This window comes from Caldalkalibacillus thermarum (assembly GCF_014644735.1).
Classification (GTDB): domain Bacteria; phylum Bacillota; class Bacilli; order Caldalkalibacillales; family Caldalkalibacillaceae; genus Caldalkalibacillus; species Caldalkalibacillus thermarum.
In genome coordinates this window covers 1-19998 of record NZ_BMKZ01000048.1, presented here as the reverse complement: position 1 = coordinate 19998, position 19998 = coordinate 1, and the positions used below count along the sequence as shown (strand labels likewise).

Below are 19998 nucleotides of genomic sequence, written 5' to 3'. Positions count from 1 at the left end.
TTGAAGGTGCAACAAGCACCATCATGTTCAAACTCTGTCTGGTGACGATAGCGGAGGGGACACACCCGTTCCCATTCCGAACACGGAAGTTAAGCCCTCCAGCGCCGATGGTACTTGGGGCGAAAGCCCCTGGGAGAGTAGGTCGTTGCCAGGCAGGGTTTTTTCTTTTGCTGAAAATCGGAAGGCTTTATCATAAAATTCCGAGAAGACCCCCACTTCTAAGCATTAGCGCAGGTGGTGGGAGTATGTCACAGAGAACACAGGGTGTTGCTTATGGGGATTCTGAAAAACGACTGGTCACCGTTGTTGGAACAGGAATTTGAAAAACCGTATTATCAGCGGTTGAGGAAGTTTTTGATCCATGAGTACCGCACGCAAGTGGTTTACCCTGATATGTACGACATTTATAATGCCTTGCATTATACGCCATATGCCGAAACCAAAGTGGTGATTTTAGGGCAGGATCCCTATCATGGGCCAGGGCAAGCCCACGGCCTCAGCTTCTCTGTCCAGCCCGGTGTGCAGCCCCCGCCTTCTTTACAAAACATTTTTAAAGAGTTGCATGATGACTTAGGCTGCTATATTCCCAATAACGGCTGTTTGGAGAAGTGGGCCAGGCAAGGGGTGTTGCTGCTCAACACTGTGCTGACCGTCCGTCAGGGCCAACCTAATTCACACCGGGGAAAAGGATGGGAGACATTTACGGACAAGGTGATCCAAACGTTAAATGAACGGGAGCAGCCCGTCGTGTTTATCCTGTGGGGACGGAATGCCCAGGCCAAAAAAGAACTGATTACCTCTCCCCATCATTACATGATTGAATCACCCCATCCCAGTCCGTATTCGGCCAACAGAGGCTTTTTTGGCAGCAGGCCGTTTTCCAAGACCAACAAGTTTCTGAAGGAAATAGGGGTTGAAGAAATCGACTGGCAGATCGAGAATATCTAGCATGACCGTACAGGAGGCGATGGTATGGGAGAATATCAGCAAGGGGACATCGTCAAGCAACTGATCAGTGAAGGATTTTTAACCGAAAAAGATGATCTGGTATGGAAAACGTTAAGGCCTGAGCGGCTGAAGCGGATGTATGAGGTTTTAAAGCAGCGCACCCGCCACATTGCTGTGCTGTTGGAAGCCGTGGACGACGGGCATAATCAGGCAGCTGTGCTCCGTTCCGCCGATGCCTTTGGCGTGCAAAACGTTTCCATTGTGGTGGGCCGTGCACCGTTTAGTCCCAACCGGAAAGTGACTCAGAGTGCGCACAAGTGGTTAACCATTGAGCGGCAACCCACCATTGAAGCAGCGATCAAAACGGCGCAGGAGAGAGGTTACCAGGTATTGGCCAGCCATTTGGGTGCTGATGCCGTTCCCCTGGCTGAAGTGGATTTAAGCCAACCCACCGTATTTTTGTTTGGCAACGAGCATGATGGTGTGACGGAGGAAGCCCTGGAAATGGCTGACGGCAACTTTATCATTCCCATGTATGGCTTTGTGCAAAGTTTGAATATTTCCGTAGCGGCAGCGATTACGTTGCATCAGGCCACCCAGCGGGCCCGGGAGCTTGTGGGAGATGCCTATTTTCTAACTCCCCAGGAGCAAAAGGAACTGTTTCACCACTGGCTGATCACCTCTTCAGCACGAATAAGACGGATGCTGGGCGTAAACGGTCAGCAGGTTGAACATGACGGTTTGTTTGATGTGGAGGATGAGAATGGGGAAGATGAGCTTGGCTGATACTCCGTACCAGTTTTAACCGATTGACAGAATCACTGAAAAGCAGTATCCTACATAGAGTTTTTGGTCATGGAGGATTCAGCCATGGTGATGGTGCTGATCATTTTGCTGATCAATGTCATTTATGTCTCTTTCTTTACGATCCGTATGATTTTGACCTTAAAAGGCCAGAAATACCTGGCCTCAGCAATCAGCTCAATCGAAGTGCTGATTTATGTCGTGGGTTTGGGCCTGGTGTTGGAAAACTTAAATGAGATTCAAAATTTGATCGCCTATGCGGTTGGCTTTGCCCTGGGAGTCCTGGCCGGCAGCAAAATAGAAGAAAAGATGGCTTTGGGGTATGTCACGGTTAAAGTGATCAGCAACTGCCACAACTCCCCTTTGCCCCAGATTTTGCGGGAAGCCGGTTACGGGGTCACTTCCTGGATTGGTGAAGGCAGAGACGGCAAGCGTTTGGTCATGGAAATTTTGACCCGGCGCAAAGCCCAGCAGGATTTATACAATCACATTCTGGCCTATGATGATAAAGCCTTTATTATTTCTTATGAGCCTCAGCACTTCCGGGGCGGATTCTGGGTGAAAAGCTTGAAAAAACAAGCCAAACAAGAAGGAGAGTCATTTGCCGTTGTGCAAGAAGAAAACTTACCCGGAGTAGATGAAAAAGTGATCGAGGAACTTCGTGCTGAAAGAGATTATAGGCCCATTGGGAGAGAAGAAAGCGTTAAGGCGGAAGAAAGAGCAGAGAAAAAACAGAACGGAGAACAAAAGGCGAATGTTGATCAGAAATGAAGATAAAAATGTTCGTTTTTCATTGACATTTTTTGTTCCCTTTGTTAAACTAAAAACTGTCATAAAATTTGACAATGAACAATTGGATAATGACCAAACCTCGTATAAGATCGGGAATATGGCTCGATCGTCTCTACCCAAAAGACCGTAAATCTTTGGACTACGAGGGAAAGCGGATCTAGGGTTCCATGGCTTGTCTGGGGAAATGGCTTTTCTTGTCCTTTTTCCCGGAACAAGTTGATGGTCCGAGCGATCCGGATATACCTGGCTTTGTCTGGAGGGACGTTCATGTATCCTGCCGAACTTCTGCCGGGTATATGACACCGAAGGGATAAAAGCCCAGGCGGGTAGGTTTCTCTCAGTTTGAAGGAAATCTACCCGTCTGGGCTTTAAGCTTTATGAAGGGAAAAGTAAAAAGGAACAAACAGTGTCTCGTTTAAGTGCATCGTGTAGGGAGATGAGACACAACCACAAGCGGAGGTGTCAACATGGACAGACCACTCGTGGGGGTTATCATGGGCAGCACGTCCGATTGGGAAACCATGAGGGAAGCCTGCATGATTTTGGAAGAGCTGGAGATTGCATATGAAAAGCGGGTGGTTTCCGCCCATCGTACGCCAGATGAGATGTTTCGTTATGCTGAGCAAGCGCAGGACCGGGGATTGGAAGTGATTATTGCTGGTGCCGGCGGGGCGGCCCATTTACCAGGCATGATTGCCTCCAAAACCGAGTTGCCGGTGATCGGGGTTCCGGTGAAAACATCAACGCTGAACGGCCTTGATTCTCTTTTGTCCATCGTGCAAATGCCGGGTGGCGTGCCGGTAGCCACCGTGGCCATCGGCAAAGCCGGAGCCAGAAACAGCGCCTTGCTTGCTGCCGGAATTCTGGGGATTAAATATCCGTCCATTCAAGCCAAGCTAAAGGAGAGACGAGAGGCTATTCGCCAGCAGGTGCTGGCCGAAGCGGACCTCGCCCAGTATGAGTGAGCAGCACACCATCTCGCCAGTCACACAATCCAAAGTGATCAGGCCTCCAGCCGTGATCGGGATTTTAGGCGGCGGTCAGCTGGGGCGCATGCTGGCCTTAAGTGCCAGGGAGATGGGCTATCATGTGGTGACTTTGGATCCCACGGCAAACAGCCCCTGCGGCCAGGTGGCAGATAAGCAAATCGTTGCTCCTTTTGACAGCATTGAAGGAGCCCGGCAGCTGGCCCGTGATGCGGATGTGCTGACTTATGAATTTGAAAATATCTCTGCCCGTGTGGCCCATGAGTTGGAGAGGGACAGTTATTTGCCCCAGGGTTACCGCCTGCTCCACTCGACGCAGAACAGGCTGAGGGAGAAAGCGGCCATTGAATCAGCCGGTGTGGCTGTTGCCCCTTATGTACCAGTCCGTTCGGCGGATGATCTGTATGCCGGGCTGGACCGGTTGGGGTATCCGGCCCTGTTAAAAACGGCAGAAGGGGGCTATGATGGCAAAGGGCAGTTTGTCCTGCGCACGGAGCAAGACATGGCTAAGGCCGAACGACAGGTGAGGATCTCAGAGCGGGAGTGGGTGCTGGAGCAATTCGTGCCTTTTGTCAAGGAGTTGTCCGTCATTGTGGCCCGCAATCCCCAAGGGGAGTTGAGGACGTTTCCTGTGGCCGAAAATATTCATCGGGAAAATATCTTGCACTTAAGTATTGCTCCGGCCAGGGTCAGCAAAAAAATCAAGCAGGAAGCGGCAGCCATCGCCGTGAAGTTGGCGGAGGCTTTCCAGCTGGTTGGCCTGTTGGCCATTGAGCTTTTTTTGCTGGAGGATGGGCGCTTGCTGGTTAACGAATTGGCTCCCCGGCCCCATAACTCAGGCCATTATACCCAACAGGCTTGTCCCACCTCTCAGTTTGAACAGCATGTGCGGGCGGTGTGCAATCTCCCTCTGGGGGATACCAAACTCCTTCAGCCAACGGTGATGGTTAATATTCTGGGGGAACATCTTGCTCCTGTTTTAGAGGCCCTGCCCAGGCTGGATCCGGCATTTAAACTGCATCTGTACGGCAAGAAAGAGGTCACGCCGAAACGCAAGATGGGCCATCTCAACGTCAGCGCTGATGATCTTGAACAAGCGCTGGCCAAAATTAAAGGTTTGAAGATCTGGAACATGGAGGGAATATCATGATTGAGCGTTACACCAGAGAAGAAATGGGACGTATTTGGACAGAAGAAAACAAATTTAAAGCTTGGCTGGAAGTGGAGATACTGGCTTGTGAAGCATGGGCCGAGCTGGGGCATATTCCAAAGGAAGATGTGCAAAAAATCCGCGACAAGGCCCGCATTAACGTCCAGCGGATCAAGGAGATTGAAGAAGAAACCCGTCATGATGTGGTTGCCTTTACCCGTGCCGTGGCTGAAACTTTAGGGCCGGAGTCCAAGTGGGTGCACTATGGGCTCACCTCTACCGATGTGGTGGATACGGCTTTGTCTTATTTGCTCAAACAGGCCAATGCCATTTTACGCAAGGACCTGGAGCATTTTATCAACGTGTTGAAGAACAAAGCTCTGGAACATAAATATACCGTCATGATGGGGCGCACCCACGGTGTCCATGCCGAGCCAACCACGTTCGGTTTGAAGATGGCCTTGTGGTATGCAGAGATGAAGCGCAACCTGGCCCGTTTTGAGCGGGCAGCGGAAGAAGTGGCTGTGGGCAAAATGTCCGGGGCGGTCGGGACCTTTGCCAACATTGATCCCTTTGTAGAGCAGTATGTATGTGACAAGCTGGGCCTCAAACCGGCTCCCATTTCCACCCAAACGTTGCAGCGGGACCGTCATGCCCACTACCTGAGCGTGCTGGCTCTGATTGCGACCTCTCTAGAAAAGTTTGCTGTGGAGATTCGCGGCCTGCAAAAGACAGAGACCCGGGAAGTGGAAGAGTTTTTTGGCCGGGGGCAAAAAGGGTCCTCCGCCATGCCCCATAAGCGCAATCCGGTTGGTTCGGAAAACATTACTGGCCTGGCCCGGGTGATGCGTGGTTATATGCAGTCCGCCTACGATAATGTGCCATTATGGCATGAGCGGGACATTTCCCATTCTTCAGTGGAGCGGATTATTTTACCTGACGCGACCATTTTGCTGGACTATATGCTAAACCGCTTTGCCCGTATTGTGGAAACGCTGACCGTCTTTCCGGAGAACATGAAACGCAATATGGAACGGACATTTGGCTTGATCTATTCCCAGCGGGTTTTACTGACCTTGATCAATAAAGGATTAAAGCGGGAAGAGGCCTATGATTTGGTGCAAGCCAAGGCTATGCAGGCCTGGGAGACAGAACAGCCGTTTAAAGCGTTGCTGGAAGAGGAAGAGACCATTCGCCAAACACTGACACAGGAAGAACTGGATGAGATTTTCAATCCGGAGTACCACCTCAAACATGTGGATTTGATCTTTAAGCGGGTTGGCCTCGATTAATGTTCAACAGCGGAGGGAAACCGGCAGAAACGTTGGATGCAATCACAAGGGAAGGAGCGGGGCAGCGTGAACCAGCAAGGTGTCCACAAGGAAGGTCTGTTATACGAAGGGAAGGCCAAAAAGGTTTATACCACGGGTGACCCCAAGCGGTTATGGGTGGAATATAAGGATGATGCCACCGCTTTCAACGGGAAGAAGAAAGGGACGATAAGAGGCAAGGGCAGACTGAACAACCTGATCAGTGCGGCCCTGTTTACTTACCTGACCCGCCAAGGGGTAGCCAACCACTTTGAACGACTGTTATCAGACCATGAACAACTGGTGCGCCAAGTGTCCATCTTGCCAGTGGAAGTGGTGGTGCGCAACATGGCGGCAGGAAGCATGGCCAAGCGTCTGGGACTGGAGGAAGGGCGAAAGCTCTCCCGTCCCGTGGTGGAATTTTACTACAAGAAGGATGAACTGGGTGATCCCCTGATTAATGAAGATCATATTGATGTCCTGGGTCTGGCCCGGCCGGAGCAGGTGGGACAGATGAAAAGCGTGGCCCTGAAGGTAAACCGGCTGTTGAGCCGTTATTTTGCCGAACGAGACCTTATTCTGGTCGATTTCAAACTGGAATTTGGCCTGACCGCTGAAGGCCAGCTTTTACTGGCCGATGAAATTTCACCGGACACGTGCCGCTTGTGGGACAGCCAGACCCAAGAGAAACTGGATAAAGATCGTTTTCGCCGTGATTTGGGCGGGGTGTTGGAGGCCTATCAAGAAATTTTGAACAGAGTTGGGGGAGAGCAAAATGTATAGATTTAAAATTTTTGTCATCTTGAAAAAAGGGGTCTTGGATCCCCAGGGGCAAGCGGTCAAGAAGTCGTTGCACGCCTTAGGCTACCAAGAGGTGCAAGAGGTGAAGGTTGGCAAATATATGGAAGTGGATCTGGAAGCAGAAAGTGTTGATGTGGCCCGGGAGCGGGTTAAGCACATGTGTGACAAACTGCTGGCCAACCCGGTGATCGAAGAGTACCGCATTGAACAGGCAGAATTTGAGCCGGTGGAGGGATAAACATGAAGTTTGCGGTCATTGTTTTTCCAGGCTCCAATTGTGACGTGGATATGTACCATGCGGTGAGGGACATCCTGGAGGAAGAAGTCGAGTACGTCTGGCATACAGAGACTGATTTATCCGCCTATGATGCCCTCCTGCTCCCCGGGGGCTTCTCCTATGGCGATTATTTGCGGGGAGGGGCAATTGCCCGCTTTGCGCCGGTGATGGAAGCAGTCAAGGAAGCAGCAGAGCGGGGGACTTTTGTGTTGGGGGTGTGCAATGGATTTCAGATTTTGCTGGAAGCCGGCCTTTTGCCAGGGGCGATGAGGCGTAACAACAGTCTTAAATTTCGTTGTTTTCATACCCCTTTGGAAGTGGTTAATACAGATACACCGTTTACCTCCCATTACATGGAGGGGGAAGTGATCTTTATTCCCATTGCCCATGGTGAGGGCAATTACTATTGTGATCCAGCTACCTTGGCCGAACTTGAACAAAACCGCCAAATCGTCTTCCGCTACAAAGAGAATCCCAACGGATCGGTGGGCGACATTGCGGGGATTATCAACAAAGCAGGCAATGTGCTGGGCATGATGCCCCATCCCGAGCGGGCGGTTGAGGATTTGCTCGGCTCAAGGGACGGTTTGCGTCTGTTTACATCCATTTTACAGGCCTGGAGGGGAAGCCATGTCACCGTTTGAAAACACTAAGACCAAAAGTTTGGAACCTGCTCCCGAGCAGATTGAGCAGGAACGCCTTTATGCGGAGATGGGACTGACCGATGAGGAGTATCAACGGATCAAGAAGATTCTGAACCGGCGGCCCAACTATACAGAAACCGGTTTGTTCAGTGTCATGTGGTCGGAACACTGCAGCTACAAACACTCCAAGCCGGTGCTGAAGAAGTTTCCCACCACCGGGAAGCATGTGCTGCAAGGGCCCGGAGAAGGTGCAGGCATTGTGGACATTGGCGACGGGCAAGCCGTTGTGTTCAAGATGGAATCCCACAATCATCCCTCGGCCATTGAACCTTACCAGGGGGCAGCGACGGGGGTAGGCGGCATTATTCGCGATGTGTTTTCCATGGGTGCCCGCCCTATCGCCCTCTTAAATGCGCTCCGTTTTGGCGAGCTGTCCTCACCGCGGGTGAAATATCTGTTTGAACAAGTGGTGGCCGGCATTGCCGATTACGGCAACTGTGTGGGCATTCCGACAGTGGGCGGTGACGTCTACTTTGACGCCAGTTATGAAGGCAACCCGTTAGTGAATGCCATGTGTGTCGGGTTGATCAACCATGAACAGATTCACAAAGGGGTGGCCAAAGGGATCGGCAATCTGGTCATGTACGTGGGGGCCAGCACCGGCCGGGATGGGATTCACGGGGCCACCTTTGCCTCAGAAGAACTGAGCGAGGATGCGGAAGCGAAGCGGCCTTCCGTGCAAGTGGGTGATCCGTTTATGGAGAAGCTGGTCTTGGAAGCCTGCCTGGAGCTGATCACATCCGGTTTGGTGGTGGGCATTCAGGACATGGGTGCGGCCGGCCTTACCTCTTCCAGTGCGGAGATGGCCTCTAAGGCAGGAACCGGTATCGAGTTAAATCTGGATCTTGTGCCCCAGCGGGAACCTGGTATGAGCGCCTATGAAATGATGCTCTCCGAATCACAGGAACGCATGCTGCTCGTGGTGGAGCCGGACCGTGAACAGGAGGTTAAGGCCATTTGTGCCAAATGGGGGGTTCATTGTGCTGTCGTGGGCCGTGTCACCGCTGACCGCCGTTTGCGGGTGCTCCACCAAGGGGAAGTGAAAGCAGATGTTCCGGTCGACAGTTTAGCCAGCGACGCTCCGGTTTACCATGTCCCCTCCCAGATGCCTGAGTATTATCGGCGGTTTCAAGCAATGGAGCCGGACCAGATTGAGGTTGAGGATTATACCGAAACCTTGCACCGGCTGCTTGCTTCTCCCACCATTGCCAGCAAGGAATGGGTGTACAGCCAGTATGATCATATGGTCCGTACCAACACGGTGGTCAGTCCAGGTTCTGATGCAGCGGTCGTGCGCATTCGGGGCACAAACAAAGCACTGGCGCTTACGACCGATTGCAACTCCCGTTACATCTACCTGGACCCCAAAGTGGGCGGCGCTATTGCGGTGGCCGAAGCGGCCCGCAACATTGTCTGTTCCGGCGGGAAACCGCTCGCTTTAACCGATTGTCTCAATTTTGGCAATCCGGAAGATCCGGAAATCTTCTGGCAGCTGGAGCAGGCTGTCGAGGGGATGAGTGAAGCCTGCCGCAAGCTGGACACACCTGTCGTTTCTGGCAATGTCAGCTTGTACAATGAATCGGGCGGCCAGGCCATCTACCCAACGCCCATGGTCGGTATGGTCGGGCTTGTTGAGAATCTGGGACATATCACCACCCAAGGCTTTAAACAGGAAGGGGATGCCATCGTCCTCTTGGGTGAAACCAGAGCTGAGTTTGGAGGCAGTGAACTGCAGAAATTGGTCAGAGGCAAGATCAGCGGCCGTCCGCCGCACCTTGATCTTGATCAGGAGCAGGCAGTGCAGCAGGTAGTCCTGGACGCCATTCGCCAAGGCTGGCTCTCCTCTGCCCATGATCTGTCTGAAGGCGGCCTGGCGGTGGCTGTCACTGAATCGTGTTTGAGCGGAAAGCAGGGGGCAGAGCTGTTCATTGACACAAAATTAACCCCCACGGCAATGTTATTTGCCGAATCCCAGTCCCGCATATTGGTCAGCCTGCCGGAGGACCATGTTCAACCGTTGTTGAAAATGGCAACCCAACGCAGCGTTAAAGCCCAGGTGATTGGCCGTGTCACCGGACATCCCAAATTGGCCGTCACCATTAACGGCGAGCCGGTCATTTCCGCTGCTCTGGATGATTTGGCTCAGTCATGGAAGGAGTCTATCCCATGTGTTATGACGATTTGATGCTGGATAAATTGAATGAAGAATGCGGCGTGTTTGGCATCTACGGACATGCCCATGCCCCGGAACTCGCCTATTACGGTTTGCACGCCCTGCAACACCGGGGGCAGGAAAGTGCAGGTATCGTTGTTTCCGACGGACGCAAATTGCTGCATCACAAGGGGATGGGACTGGTCACGGATGTGTTTTCCAATGACCGCTTAAGCCAGTTGCAAGGCGACCGGGCCATTGGCCATGTGCGCTATACGACTTCCGGTGACAGCCGCATAGAAAACGCCCAGCCCCTTGTGTTCAATTACCGGTCAGACATCATGGCGCTGGCCCATAACGGCAATTTGGTTAATGCCGGTCAGATCAAGCGTTACCTGGAACGGCAGGGCTCCATTTTCCAAACGACAAGCGATACGGAAGTGATTGCCCATCTGATCGCCCGCTCTGCGTATGACGAAATTGAACTGGCTGTCAAGGAAGCTTTAAGCATGATCAAAGGGGCTTATGCCCTCTTGCTCATGACCAAAGACAAACTGTTGGCTGCGCTGGATCCCAACGGCTTGCGCCCCTTGTCTTTAGGGACATTGGGTGACGGTTATGTCCTGTCTTCAGAAACGTGTGCCTTTGACGTGATTGGTGCTGCGTACCTGCGTGAGGTGGAACCCGGTGAACTGCTTGTAATTGATCAGAACGGTCTGCGTACAGAAAGGTTGACCAACCAAACGCAGCGGACCATCTGCAGTTTTGAATATATCTATTTTGCCCGTCCGGACAGCAACATTGACGGCATTAACGTCCACTTGTGCCGCAAGCAGTTGGGCAAAAAACTGGCTGAAGAGGCACCAGTGGAAGCTGATGTGGTGACAGGAGTGCCCGATTCCAGCATCTCGGCTGCTATCGGTTATGCGGAAGCGACAGGGATTCCCTATGAACTGGGCTTGATTAAAAACCGCTATGTGGGGAGAACGTTTATTCAGCCCACGCAGGCGCTCAGGGCCCAAGGCGTGCGCATGAAGCTGAGTGCCGTGCGCAAAGTGGTGGAAGGAAAGCGGGTGGTCATGATTGATGATTCCATTGTACGGGGCACCACCTCCAGCCGCATCGTCAACATGCTGCGGGAAGCTGGCGCCACGGAGGTGCATGTGCGCATCAGTTCTCCGCCGGTCATTCACCCTTGTTATTACGGCATTGATACCTCTTCCCGGGAAGAGTTGATTGCGGCCAAACACCCGGTGGAGGAAATCCGGGAAGTGATCGGTGCCGATTCCCTGGCCTTTTTAAGCATTGAAGGCATGCTGGAGGCCATTGGCCGCTCTGATGCAGTGCCCAACCGGGGCCATTGTTTGGCTTGTTTTACAGGACGGTATCCAACGGAAATCTATACGGACGAGCACGAGACGGTGTTAAAATCATGAGGCTTAAAAAATCATGAGGCTTAAAAAAGGACGTGACACAAGATGAGCAAAGCTTACCGGGAAGCTGGAGTTGATCTTCAAGCAGGCTATGAAGCAGTCGAGCGGATCAAACGGCATGTGGAGAGGACCAGGCGCCCAGGCGTGTTGGGCAGCCTGGGAGGTTTTGGCGGCCTGTTTGAACTGCCCTGGGAGCGGTATCAACAACCGGTGCTGGTGTCCGGGACAGACGGTGTGGGCACCAAGCTGAAGCTGGCCTTTGAGCTTGAGCGGCATGATACAGTGGGCATTGACCTGGTGGCCATGTGTGTCAATGATATCGTTGTGCAGGGTGCTGAACCCCTGTTTTTCCTGGATTACTTGGCCAGTGGACGCCTTGACCCGTCCCAGGTGGCAGCGGTCGTCAAGGGGATAGCGGATGGGTGTTTACAGGCCGGCTGTGCGCTAATTGGCGGAGAGACGGCTGAAATGCCTGGTTTTTACCCCCCAGGAGAGTATGACCTGGCAGGGTTTAGCGTGGGGATCGTAGAAAAAGAACAATTAATTACCGGCCAGCGCATCACTCCTGGTGACATGTTGATCGGTCTTCCGTCCAGCGGGGTGCACTCTAACGGGTTTTCCCTGGTGCGGAAAATGATGTCCCAAACAGGGCTGAAGTTAACGACGGTGGTGGACAGCGTCGATTCAGGACGCACCATAGGCGAGGTCCTGCTTACCCCGACGCGCATTTATGTCCAGCCGGTCTTGGCCTTGCTCAAACAGTTTACCATAAAAGGCATGGCCCACATCACCGGCGGGGGCATGATTGAAAATATTCCGCGCATGCTCCCTCCGGCGTGCGCTGCCGTCATTGAAAAGGGCAGCTGGCCTGTGTTGCCTGTGTTTCGCTGGTTGCAAGAGGCCGGTCAGCTGACGGAAGAAGATATGTTCAACACCTTTAACATGGGCATCGGGTTGGTACTGGCTGTTTCGCCAGAAGAAACGGAAGACGTGCTGAAAACATTGAAGGATATGGGAGAAGAGGCTTATGTGATCGGCCGCATCATAACCGGGAGACAAGAGGTTTATATTGGAGGCGGTCACCATGGGAGCTAAACGGGTGGCTGTGTTTGCCTCAGGCAACGGCTCCAATTTTGAAGCTATTCTGGCCAATTGGCAAGAGACAGGCTTTGAGGACGGGCATGTGTCACTTTTGGTGTGCAACAACCCCGGTGCTTTTGTGCTGACCAGGGCCAAAGAGTGGAAAGTGCCCACCTTTGTCTGTCCGTCCCGACACTATCCTGACAAAACCGCCTATGAGCTGGCCATACTGGAAGTGCTCCAAAAACATCAGATTGATTTTATTGTTTTGGCCGGCTACATGCGCCTGTTGGGCCCCACGCTGCTGGCCCCGTATGAAGGGCGGATTGTCAATCTCCATCCTTCTTTGCTCCCCGCTTTTCCAGGTAAAGATGCCATTGGCCAGGCCCTGGAACACGGGGTGCGCATCAGCGGCATTACCATTCATTTTGTCGATGAAGGCATGGATACCGGGCCTATCATTTATCAGCAGGCAGTGGCCCTTGATCCTGATGAAACGCGTCAAACATTAACGGCCAAAATACAGCAAGTGGAGCATCAAGTTTATCCGGAAATTGTGAAAGCCTGTGTAACTGAACAGGTGGTGCTGGAAGGAGGAAAGGTGAAATGGCGCAAACAACCATTCAACGTGCGTTGATCAGCGTCTCCGATAAAACAGGTCTGGTGCCCTTTGCCCAGGCCCTTGTCAAGCGGGGCATCGAGATTATTTCCACAGGTGGCACTGCCCGTCTGTTAAGTGAAGCGGGAATTAATGTGACCCCCATCTCGGCTGTGACCGGATTTCCTGAGATTTTGGACGGTCGCGTCAAAACGCTCCACCCCCGCATTCACAGCGGCCTTTTGGCTGTAAGGGATAACGAGTCCCATTTGGCTCAGCTCAAGGAACATGGCATTCAACCCATTGATTTGGTGGTCGTGAATTTGTATCCCTTTGCCCAGACCATAGCCAAACCGGATGTGACCTTTGAAGAGGCGATTGAGAACATTGATATCGGCGGCCCTTCCATGGTGAGGGCTGCAGCCAAAAATCACGCCTATGTCACCGTGGTGGTGGACCATGAAGACTATGAGGAAATCATCCGTCAGCTTGATGCAAACGGCGGGATCACCGAACAGACTCGCCGGCGCCTGGCCGCCAAGGCTTTCCGCCACACGGCTGCATATGATGCCTTGATTGCGGAATACCTGTCCAATCAGGTGGACGAACGGACCCCGGAGAAACTGACGATCACGTTTGAAAAGGTGCAAGATTTACGTTACGGCGAAAATCCCCATCAGCAAGCAGCTTTTTACCGGCAGCCCTTGGCAGAGTCAGGCATTGCCCAAGCTGAGCAGCTGCACGGCAAGGCTCTTTCGTACAACAACATTAACGATGCTGATGCCGCCTTGGGGTTAGTGAAAGAATTTGAACGGCCTGCCGTGGTGGCTGTCAAACATACCAATCCGTGCGGGGTGGCTATTGGCGATGATATTGCCCAGGCCTATCAAAAGGCATATGAGGCTGATCCCGTATCTATTTTTGGGGGCATTGTGGCCGCCAACCGCCCCATTGACGAACAGACAGCCCGTCAAATGGCTGAGACGTTTTTGGAAATTGTGCTTGCCCCTGACTTTACATCCCAAGCGCTGGAGATCTTGACCCAGAAGAAAAACTTGCGCCTGCTCAAAGTGGGCCGGGCAACCCAGATTAACCGGGTTCCATTCCGCTATCAATCCGTTGCAGGCGGGCTCTTGGTCCAGGAGGATGATGTACAGGATGTTTGCAGACAGGAGATTAAAGTGGTGACGGAACGGCCGCCCAGTGAAGCGGAATGGGAGCAGCTGCTCTTTGCCTGGAAAGTGGTTAAACATGTCAAATCGAACGCCATCGTGCTGGCCAAAGACCGGCAAACAATCGGTATCGGCGCCGGTCAGATGAACCGTGTCGGCGCCGCCCGCATTGCCATTGAGCAGGCAGGTGACAAAGCACAGGGGGCTGTTATGGCTTCCGATGCCTTTTTCCCGATGAAGGACACAGTGGAAGAGGCGGCCAAAGCAGGCATTACAGCCATTATCCAGCCCGGCGGTTCGATCCGGGACGAAGAGTCCATCCAGGAAGCAAACAAGCATGGCATCGCCATGGTTTTTACTGGCATGCGCCATTTCAAACACTAAAGGAGTATCCTTTTGGAGGAGATTTTTAAGGAGGGAGTCGTCGGATGAAAGTCCTGGTGATCGGGCAGGGAGGACGCGAACATGCTTTGGTGTGGAAGCTGAAACAAAGTTCCCGGGTGTGTGAGGTGTACTGTGCACCTGGCAACGGGGGAACGGCCCAGGTGGCCGAAAATATCCCCTACAAGGAGACCGATGTCCAAGAGCTGATCCATTTCGTCAAAGAGGAAGGCATCGACTATACCATTGTCGGACCGGAAAATCCCTTGCTGGACGGAATTGTGGACGCTTTTCACCGGCAGGGATTACGCATCTTTGGGCCCACTCGGGCAGCTGCCCTGATTGAAGGCAGCAAATCCTTTGCTAAGGATCTGATGCAGAAGTACGGGATTCCAACCGGTGCCTATGCGACGTTTACGGACCTGGATGAGGCGCTCAACTATTTGGATCAGCAACAAGCTCCTATTGTTGTCAAAGCAGACGGACTGGCGGCCGGAAAGGGTGTCGTCGTCGCCCGGACCATTAAAGAAGCCAAACAAGCGGTAAAGGAGATGATGGCCGGCAAAAGGTTTGGCGAGGCCGGCACCAAAGTGGTGATAGAGGAGTACCTCGAGGGAGAAGAATTGTCCTTGATGGCTTTTGTAGATGGGGAAGTGGTGGTGCCCATGGTGGCTGCCCAGGACCACAAACCTGTTTTTGACGGGGACAAAGGCCCGAACACGGGAGGCATGGGCGCCTATTCTCCCGTGCCACACATTCCTGATCACCAGATTAATCAAGCGGTGGAAACGATTCTGAAGCCGGTCGCCAAAGCCTTGGTAGAGGAAGGCCGTCCCTTTCAGGGCGTGCTCTATGCCGGATTGATGATCACGGCTGAGGGTCCCAAAGTGATTGAGTTTAATGTCCGCTTGGGTGACCCGGAGACACAAGTGGTTCTGCCCCGCTTAAAGACGGATCTGATGGATATTATCGAGGCCATTTATCATCACCGCTTGGACCAGCTTGAGCTCGCCTGGGACGACAGCGCTGCTGTCACCGTTGTGGCCGCATCGGAAGGATACCCGGGTTCTTATCCTACTGGCCGGGTGATCACCGGCACGGAAGAATGGCTTGATGAGCAGGACGTCATGATTTTCCACGCCGGTACCAGAGAAGAAGGGGAGCATTTGGCCACCAGCGGCGGGCGGGTGTTAAGCGTCACCGCCTTGGGACAGGATATTGCCTCTGCCCGGGATAAAGCGTATCATGTCCTCACAACCCTTTCATTTGACGGGATGCATTACAGGAAAGATATTGGCCAGAAAGCATTGGACAAGTCAGATCATAGCGAATAAACGTTAATCCATGGGGATTATTCAACTGGCCCGCAAGCATGGCCTGGCAACCCCCCTGTTGGAATTGGTTTACGGCAAACTTAAGGTTTATGAACTGAACAGACAGAGCCAGACCACGCATGCGTAGGCACGCGCCTTGCTTTTTTGGCCAGCGTCTAGGATAGCATGACGGCCAGGTAATAATAGAAGGGTAAACCAATGATCAGGTTAAGCGGGAAGGTGATGCCCAAAGCCAAACCCAGGTACACCGAAGGGTTGGCCTCCGGCACTGAACTCCTCAAAGCCGCCGGTGCAGCAATATAGGATGCGCTGGCGGCCAAGACGCCCATGAGCATCATGCCACCGGTTGACAAGCCTGCCCATTTGCCCAGCACAACCCCAACAGGCCCATACAACAAGGGGAAGATGATACCGAACAGGGGTAACTTATAGCCAAAAGCGCGCAGTTCAGGCAGACGCTCACCAGCCAAAAGCCCCATGTTTAACATAAACAGGATCAGCACACTGTCATACAAGTGAATAAACAAGGGCTCTATAACAGGATAAAACCGTTCTCCTCCCAGCCAGCCGATGGCGAGGCCGCCCATCATGAGCAACACACTTTTGCCGAGTAGGCTTTCTTTGATGACAGCCGGATCTGGCCAGAATGGCCTCATCGAGGAGGCGGTTGTCCCCATGGGTGTCTGGTACGTGGCCGTGTTGTTTTGCTTGTGCTCCATCCAGCGCAGCATGAACAAAGAGACAAGAATAGCCGGGCTTTCTAACAAGACCACCATCGCATTCATATAGGGCTCATAATAAACATGTTCATGATGGAGGTAATTAAGGGCAGCACCGTAGGTGACAATACTGACTGAACCGTAAGTGGCAGCTAAGCCAATGGCATTATGTCTGTCCACTTTGAACGCCGCACAGATCAAATAGGTGGCGATGGGAATAATGATCCCTAAAGACAGGGTGGCCAGCAAAACGGCAGACAGTTGGTCCAAAGTATAATGAGACAAGGCCAGTCCGCCTTTTAAGCCGATTGCGAGCAGCAAGTAGATGCTTAACGCTTCACTAAGCCCAGAGGGAAAGCGCAAGTCAGACTTAAACAAGGCTGCCACAAGCCCCAAGGCAAAAAACAGCACAGCAGGCGATAACAGATTGGACAGGACAATATCTGTCATCGTCATCTCTCCTCTCCATCCGCTTATATGGTCTCTCTCTTGGTTGGCCAGCATATATCCAGCTGGTCGCTGCGACCCAAAATAAAAAGCCGGCTATGTTCCGCAATGTGAACGGCAACATGGCCGGCTTATCTTCAACCCCCGGGTGAACCGGTCTTTGAAGATCAACCGCATGGATGTTCAATTGTGCATTGGTCATTAAAGCTTCTCACCGTTTAACAGTTTCTTTTCAAGGTTATCACCAAGCACAAAGACCATGATCCGCTCACCCGTGCGCGTGCTGACATCGGTATGGAAGCTGACCACGTCTTCTCCGGTGATCTCCTTGACAATCCTTTCCAGTTCATGACGTCCAGATTCAATCAGATCTGAACGGATTTTTTTGACGGATAAGAGCCCTTCGTGGGTCTGAGCCAACTTGTGTTCGGCTGGTGTCAGGACCCCTTTGAGGGTGACAATAATCATATTGCGCAGAATATCTGTCTTGACCAGGATTGAGCCCCTGCCGAGGTATTCCTTTTCCCATCTTGTTAAGGCGCGGCTGATCTGATCTTCCACGCTGCCCTTGGTTGCACCGGAACCCAATCTGTTTTCACTCCCCGCTTTGCAATTGTCCATAATCATAGCAGGAAACAGAATTTTTGTCAATATGGNCTTCGTCTGGCCATTGATGCACCTAAAGAGATCCCGGTTATAAGAACAGAAATATATCAGGAGCCAGACAACCTTAAAGAGAGACAACAGCTCTTCATCGAAAGCTACACAAAAGGTTTTTCTCCCCAACGGGGGTGAAAAATACATCAGGAGTCGAAAGGACGTGACTCCAAAAAAAATTACACGGAGGTTGATAGGAAATGATTATCAACAACAACATCCCTGCGTTAAACACACATCGCATGCTAGCGGCAAATAACTTAGCTGCTCAAAAAGCAATGGAAAAGTTGTCTTCCGGTCTGCGCATTAACCGGGCTGGAGATGACGCCGCAGGGCTGGCCATCTCTGAAAAAATGCGCGCTCAAATCCGGGGATTGAACCAGGCTATGCGGAATGCTCAGGATGGCATCTCCCTGATTCAGACCGCTGAGGGGGCTCTGCAAGAAACCCATGCCATTCTGCAGCGTATGCGGGAGCTGGCCGTTCAGGCTGCCAACGACACCAACACTGAAGCTGACCGGAAAGAGCTGCAAAAAGAAGTGAACCAATTAATTGATGAATTGAACCGTATTTCAGCTAATACTGAATTTAACACCAAGACATTACTCAATGGCGATCTCACTTTTAAATTAGTTAGAAACACTAATAACGCTAATCACGCTACTCATTTTCGTTTTGTTGATGGTGAACTTTCTTCGAATTCAACTGTTAGCCTCTCACAGAAAGTAGATTATGCAGCTGAATCTACCTCTAATGCAAACGATGGTGCCTTTCAAAAAATAACATTTACTGTTGAATTTAATAATGAGAAAAGAGATGTAGAATTTTCAGCAGACGACATTACGTATGGTATTTTAACAAAAGAGGTAACTGTGGGTGGTGCAACATTCTCCGTTACCGTTAATCGTGGAGTCGCTTCTACACAGGGTAATGGAGCTGGCAATCCATCAACAGCAGATACATTCACTGTCGAAGATAAGCGTTTAAGTTTCCACATCGGTGCAAACCAAGATCAAAACATTAAACTTTCTTTAACAGACATGTCTGCTAATGCGTTAAATGTTGAAGCCATCTCTGTTTCTGATACAGAATCTGCAAACAAAGCAATCACTATTATCAATAATGCTATTGAAAGAGTATCTGCTGAACGCTCTAAACTCGGCGCTGTTCAAAACCGCTTAGAACACACCATCAACAACCTCGGTACTTCTGCTGAGAACTTGCAAGCGGCAGAATCTCGTATTCGCGATGTCGACATGGCCCGTGAGATCATGGAGTTTACCCGTGCCAACATCCTGTCTCAAGCGTCTCAAGCGATGCTGGCCCAAGCCAATCAACTGCCTCAATCCGTATTGCAACTGCTTGGATAATAATAACAAACCAAGTGGCCATCCGTTGATGATGGCCACTTTTTCAATATGGTTTTGATTAATGAATATGGCAGAAAGGACGAATGGAATTGGAACTGGCGTATCAGGCCATTGATTGTGGCAGACATTCTGGAAATCATTGCCTTCGTGATCTGTATTGGCCAGAATTGCTATGGGCAGCCGTCTCCGTTGGCAAACGGAGTCATCGAGATTGGGATGGCATTGTTGTCCAGGTAGAAAAACAATGGTATGCTTGGCAAGCACATCTTGAGAAGGTTAGGTAAAGACAAAAATATTGTTCCAGCGGGCTTTAATATGTTAAAGTAGTACCATAAAGAGCGGATGCTGGTTAAAGAAAGGATCATGTCCGGTATGCGTATCCGGTATGCGTCCTTGACGATGATCATGTAAACGGAGGAATAATATGAGTATCAGACCCATGTCAGCCAAAACCTATCGCCGGCTGTTGAATGTTTCCCTGCGGAAAGAACCGGCCACGGCCTGGTTTAAGGATGTCTGTTATTTAAACGTCTATACAGGCCAGGTGGAAAAAGGCCATATTTACCTGGCCGGAGAGCGCATCGCCTATGTGGGTGATCAAGAACCGCTGGTAGACGGCCAAACCATGATCATTGAGCTGGACGAGGAGCAGGTCCTTGTGCCGGGGTATATTGAACCCCATGCCCATCCATTTCAATGCGCGGGCAGCATCTGTGGCTATGGTGGGCCCGGTTTGACGGTCAAACGGGGACGGATCGCCATGAAGCACGCTTTTCGGAAGAAAGTGTAAAAAAATGGCTGGCTCATCCGCTGGTGATCCAGGGAGGAGAATTCACTTCCTGGCCGCGATTGTTAAAGGGCGACGAGGAACTGGCAGACTGGG

At 51.7% G+C, this 19998-nt stretch carries 20 protein-coding genes, 1 rRNA gene and 1 riboswitch; of the genes, 19 read left to right on the top strand and 2 right to left on the bottom strand.

Translation table 11 applies throughout. The features are described 5' to 3' along the window. Positions 1-37: 37 nt before the first annotated feature. The 16 genes from rrf (at position 38) to purD (ending at position 15922) form a co-directional block, all read left to right on the top strand. Positions 38-154: ribosomal RNA gene (gene rrf / locus IEW48_RS14505) — 5S ribosomal RNA — on the top strand. 119 nt (positions 155-273) lie between these two features. Next, positions 274-948 carry a uracil-DNA glycosylase gene (locus IEW48_RS14500; RefSeq protein WP_188624380.1) on the top strand — a complete coding sequence of 225 codons (675 nt, stop codon included), beginning with the start codon at positions 274-276 and terminating at the stop codon, positions 946-948. Between the two features lie 24 nt (positions 949-972). Further along, entirely contained in the window at positions 973-1734 is a 762-nt protein-coding gene (locus tag IEW48_RS14495; protein WP_188624379.1) for a TrmH family RNA methyltransferase, read from the top strand. Positions 1735-1818: 84 nt separating this feature from the next. Continuing rightward, positions 1819-2523 (top strand): DUF2179 domain-containing protein, encoded by a 705-nt coding sequence (locus IEW48_RS14490; RefSeq protein WP_188624378.1) that lies wholly within the window; start codon positions 1819-1821, stop codon positions 2521-2523. Positions 2524-2603: 80 nt separating this feature from the next. Beyond that, positions 2604-2706: riboswitch (purine riboswitch) on the top strand. 305 nt (positions 2707-3011) lie between these two features. Next, the gene (gene purE, locus IEW48_RS14485; protein ID WP_188624377.1) at positions 3012-3509 is read left to right on the top strand and encodes a 5-(carboxyamino)imidazole ribonucleotide mutase; all 498 of its coding nucleotides are present in this window, start codon (positions 3012-3014) and stop codon (positions 3507-3509) included. Next, the gene (gene purK, locus IEW48_RS14480) at positions 3502-4680 is read left to right on the top strand and encodes a 5-(carboxyamino)imidazole ribonucleotide synthase (protein WP_188624376.1); all 1179 of its coding nucleotides are present in this window, start codon (positions 3502-3504) and stop codon (positions 4678-4680) included. The genes purE and purK overlap by 8 nt, the downstream gene beginning before the upstream one ends. Next, positions 4677-5972: an adenylosuccinate lyase gene (gene purB, locus IEW48_RS14475; RefSeq protein ID WP_188624375.1), complete on the top strand. Its 1296-nt coding sequence runs from the start codon at positions 4677-4679 to the stop codon at positions 5970-5972. The genes purK and purB overlap by 4 nt, the downstream gene beginning before the upstream one ends. 66 nt (positions 5973-6038) lie before the next feature. Then, a complete protein-coding gene (purC, locus tag IEW48_RS14470; RefSeq protein ID WP_229704066.1) occupies positions 6039-6773 on the top strand; it encodes a phosphoribosylaminoimidazolesuccinocarboxamide synthase in 735 nt (244 codons plus the stop codon). Further along, on the top strand, positions 6766-7029 hold the full coding sequence (gene purS, locus IEW48_RS14465) for a phosphoribosylformylglycinamidine synthase subunit PurS (RefSeq protein ID WP_188624373.1): 264 nt from the start codon (positions 6766-6768) through the stop codon (positions 7027-7029). The genes purC and purS overlap by 8 nt, the downstream gene beginning before the upstream one ends. A 2-nt stretch (positions 7030-7031) precedes the next feature. After that, a complete protein-coding gene (gene purQ / locus IEW48_RS14460) occupies positions 7032-7712 on the top strand; it encodes a phosphoribosylformylglycinamidine synthase subunit PurQ (protein WP_188624372.1) in 681 nt (226 codons plus the stop codon). Next, the gene (purL, locus tag IEW48_RS14455; protein ID WP_188624371.1) at positions 7699-9957 is read left to right on the top strand and encodes a phosphoribosylformylglycinamidine synthase subunit PurL; all 2259 of its coding nucleotides are present in this window, start codon (positions 7699-7701) and stop codon (positions 9955-9957) included. The genes purQ and purL overlap by 14 nt, the downstream gene beginning before the upstream one ends. Further along, positions 9939-11360, top strand: a complete 1422-nt coding sequence (gene purF / locus IEW48_RS14450) for an amidophosphoribosyltransferase (protein ID WP_371874891.1) — start codon at positions 9939-9941, stop codon at positions 11358-11360. The genes purL and purF overlap by 19 nt, the downstream gene beginning before the upstream one ends. 42 nt (positions 11361-11402) lie before the next feature. Next, complete coding sequence (purM, locus tag IEW48_RS14445) at positions 11403-12452, top strand: phosphoribosylformylglycinamidine cyclo-ligase (RefSeq protein ID WP_188624370.1); 1050 nt, start codon at positions 11403-11405, stop codon at positions 12450-12452. Further along, complete coding sequence (gene purN, locus IEW48_RS14440; protein ID WP_188624369.1) at positions 12442-13074, top strand: phosphoribosylglycinamide formyltransferase; 633 nt, start codon at positions 12442-12444, stop codon at positions 13072-13074. The genes purM and purN overlap by 11 nt, the downstream gene beginning before the upstream one ends. Then, positions 13044-14591, top strand: a complete 1548-nt coding sequence (gene purH / locus IEW48_RS14435) for a bifunctional phosphoribosylaminoimidazolecarboxamide formyltransferase/IMP cyclohydrolase (protein ID WP_188624368.1) — start codon at positions 13044-13046, stop codon at positions 14589-14591. The genes purN and purH overlap by 31 nt, the downstream gene beginning before the upstream one ends. A 44-nt stretch (positions 14592-14635) precedes the next feature. Next, the gene (purD, locus tag IEW48_RS14430; protein WP_188624367.1) at positions 14636-15922 is read left to right on the top strand and encodes a phosphoribosylamine--glycine ligase; all 1287 of its coding nucleotides are present in this window, start codon (positions 14636-14638) and stop codon (positions 15920-15922) included. 155 nt (positions 15923-16077) lie between these two features. Here the strand turns inward: purD and IEW48_RS14425 are convergent, their stop codons facing one another. Together IEW48_RS14425 and IEW48_RS14420 are read right to left on the bottom strand one after the other, a co-directional pair. After that, on the bottom strand, positions 16078-17091 hold the full coding sequence (locus IEW48_RS14425) for a sodium-dependent bicarbonate transport family permease (protein WP_188624366.1): 1014 nt from the start codon (positions 17089-17091) through the stop codon (positions 16078-16080). 198 nt (positions 17092-17289) lie between these two features. After that, complete coding sequence (locus IEW48_RS14420) at positions 17290-17709, bottom strand: Na-translocating system protein MpsC family protein (RefSeq protein ID WP_188624382.1); 420 nt, start codon at positions 17707-17709, stop codon at positions 17290-17292. 236 nt (positions 17710-17945) lie between these two features. Between IEW48_RS14420 and IEW48_RS14410 the strand changes: the two genes are divergently transcribed. The 3 genes from IEW48_RS14410 to IEW48_RS14400 all read left to right on the top strand — a co-directional run bounded on the left by IEW48_RS14410 (position 17946) and on the right by IEW48_RS14400 (position 19905). Beyond that, positions 17946-19115: a flagellin N-terminal helical domain-containing protein gene (locus IEW48_RS14410; RefSeq protein ID WP_188624365.1), complete on the top strand. Its 1170-nt coding sequence runs from the start codon at positions 17946-17948 to the stop codon at positions 19113-19115. 48 nt (positions 19116-19163) lie between these two features. Further along, on the top strand, positions 19164-19352 hold the full coding sequence (locus IEW48_RS14405; RefSeq protein WP_188624364.1) for a hypothetical protein: 189 nt from the start codon (positions 19164-19166) through the stop codon (positions 19350-19352). A gap of 187 nt (positions 19353-19539) precedes the next feature. Continuing rightward, positions 19540-19905 carry a hypothetical protein gene (locus tag IEW48_RS14400; RefSeq protein WP_188624363.1) on the top strand — a complete coding sequence of 122 codons (366 nt, stop codon included), beginning with the start codon at positions 19540-19542 and terminating at the stop codon, positions 19903-19905. The last annotated feature ends 93 nt before the right edge of the window (positions 19906-19998 follow it).

Excerpts from the sequence above, each read along its gene's own strand:
- purL (WP_188624371.1), top strand. The coding sequence starts at position 7,699 with ATGTCACCGTTTGAAAACACTAAGACCAAAAGTTTGGAACCTGCTCCC.
- purH (WP_188624368.1), top strand. The coding sequence starts at position 13,044 with ATGGCGCAAACAACCATTCAACGTGCGTTGATCAGCGTCTCCGATAAA.
- IEW48_RS14420 (WP_188624382.1), bottom strand. The coding sequence starts at position 17,709 with ATGGACAATTGCAAAGCGGGGAGTGAAAACAGATTGGGTTCCGGTGCA.
- IEW48_RS14405 (WP_188624364.1), top strand. The coding sequence starts at position 19,164 with ATGGTTTTGATTAATGAATATGGCAGAAAGGACGAATGGAATTGGAAC.
- purE (WP_188624377.1), top strand. The coding sequence starts at position 3,012 with ATGGACAGACCACTCGTGGGGGTTATCATGGGCAGCACGTCCGATTGG.
- purM (WP_188624370.1), top strand. The coding sequence starts at position 11,403 with ATGAGCAAAGCTTACCGGGAAGCTGGAGTTGATCTTCAAGCAGGCTAT.
- IEW48_RS14495 (WP_188624379.1), top strand. The coding sequence starts at position 973 with ATGGGAGAATATCAGCAAGGGGACATCGTCAAGCAACTGATCAGTGAA.
- purB (WP_188624375.1), top strand. The coding sequence starts at position 4,677 with ATGATTGAGCGTTACACCAGAGAAGAAATGGGACGTATTTGGACAGAA.
- IEW48_RS14500 (WP_188624380.1), top strand. The coding sequence starts at position 274 with ATGGGGATTCTGAAAAACGACTGGTCACCGTTGTTGGAACAGGAATTT.
- IEW48_RS14425 (WP_188624366.1), bottom strand. The coding sequence starts at position 17,091 with ATGACAGATATTGTCCTGTCCAATCTGTTATCGCCTGCTGTGCTGTTT.
- purK (WP_188624376.1), top strand. The coding sequence starts at position 3,502 with ATGAGTGAGCAGCACACCATCTCGCCAGTCACACAATCCAAAGTGATC.
- IEW48_RS14400 (WP_188624363.1), top strand. The coding sequence starts at position 19,540 with ATGAGTATCAGACCCATGTCAGCCAAAACCTATCGCCGGCTGTTGAAT.
- purQ (WP_188624372.1), top strand. The coding sequence starts at position 7,032 with ATGAAGTTTGCGGTCATTGTTTTTCCAGGCTCCAATTGTGACGTGGAT.
- purN (WP_188624369.1), top strand. The coding sequence starts at position 12,442 with ATGGGAGCTAAACGGGTGGCTGTGTTTGCCTCAGGCAACGGCTCCAAT.
- purD (WP_188624367.1), top strand. The coding sequence starts at position 14,636 with ATGAAAGTCCTGGTGATCGGGCAGGGAGGACGCGAACATGCTTTGGTG.
- purS (WP_188624373.1), top strand. The coding sequence starts at position 6,766 with ATGTATAGATTTAAAATTTTTGTCATCTTGAAAAAAGGGGTCTTGGAT.
- IEW48_RS14410 (WP_188624365.1), top strand. The coding sequence starts at position 17,946 with ATGATTATCAACAACAACATCCCTGCGTTAAACACACATCGCATGCTA.
- IEW48_RS14490 (WP_188624378.1), top strand. The coding sequence starts at position 1,819 with ATGGTGATGGTGCTGATCATTTTGCTGATCAATGTCATTTATGTCTCT.
- purF (WP_371874891.1), top strand. The coding sequence starts at position 9,939 with ATGTGTTATGACGATTTGATGCTGGATAAATTGAATGAAGAATGCGGC.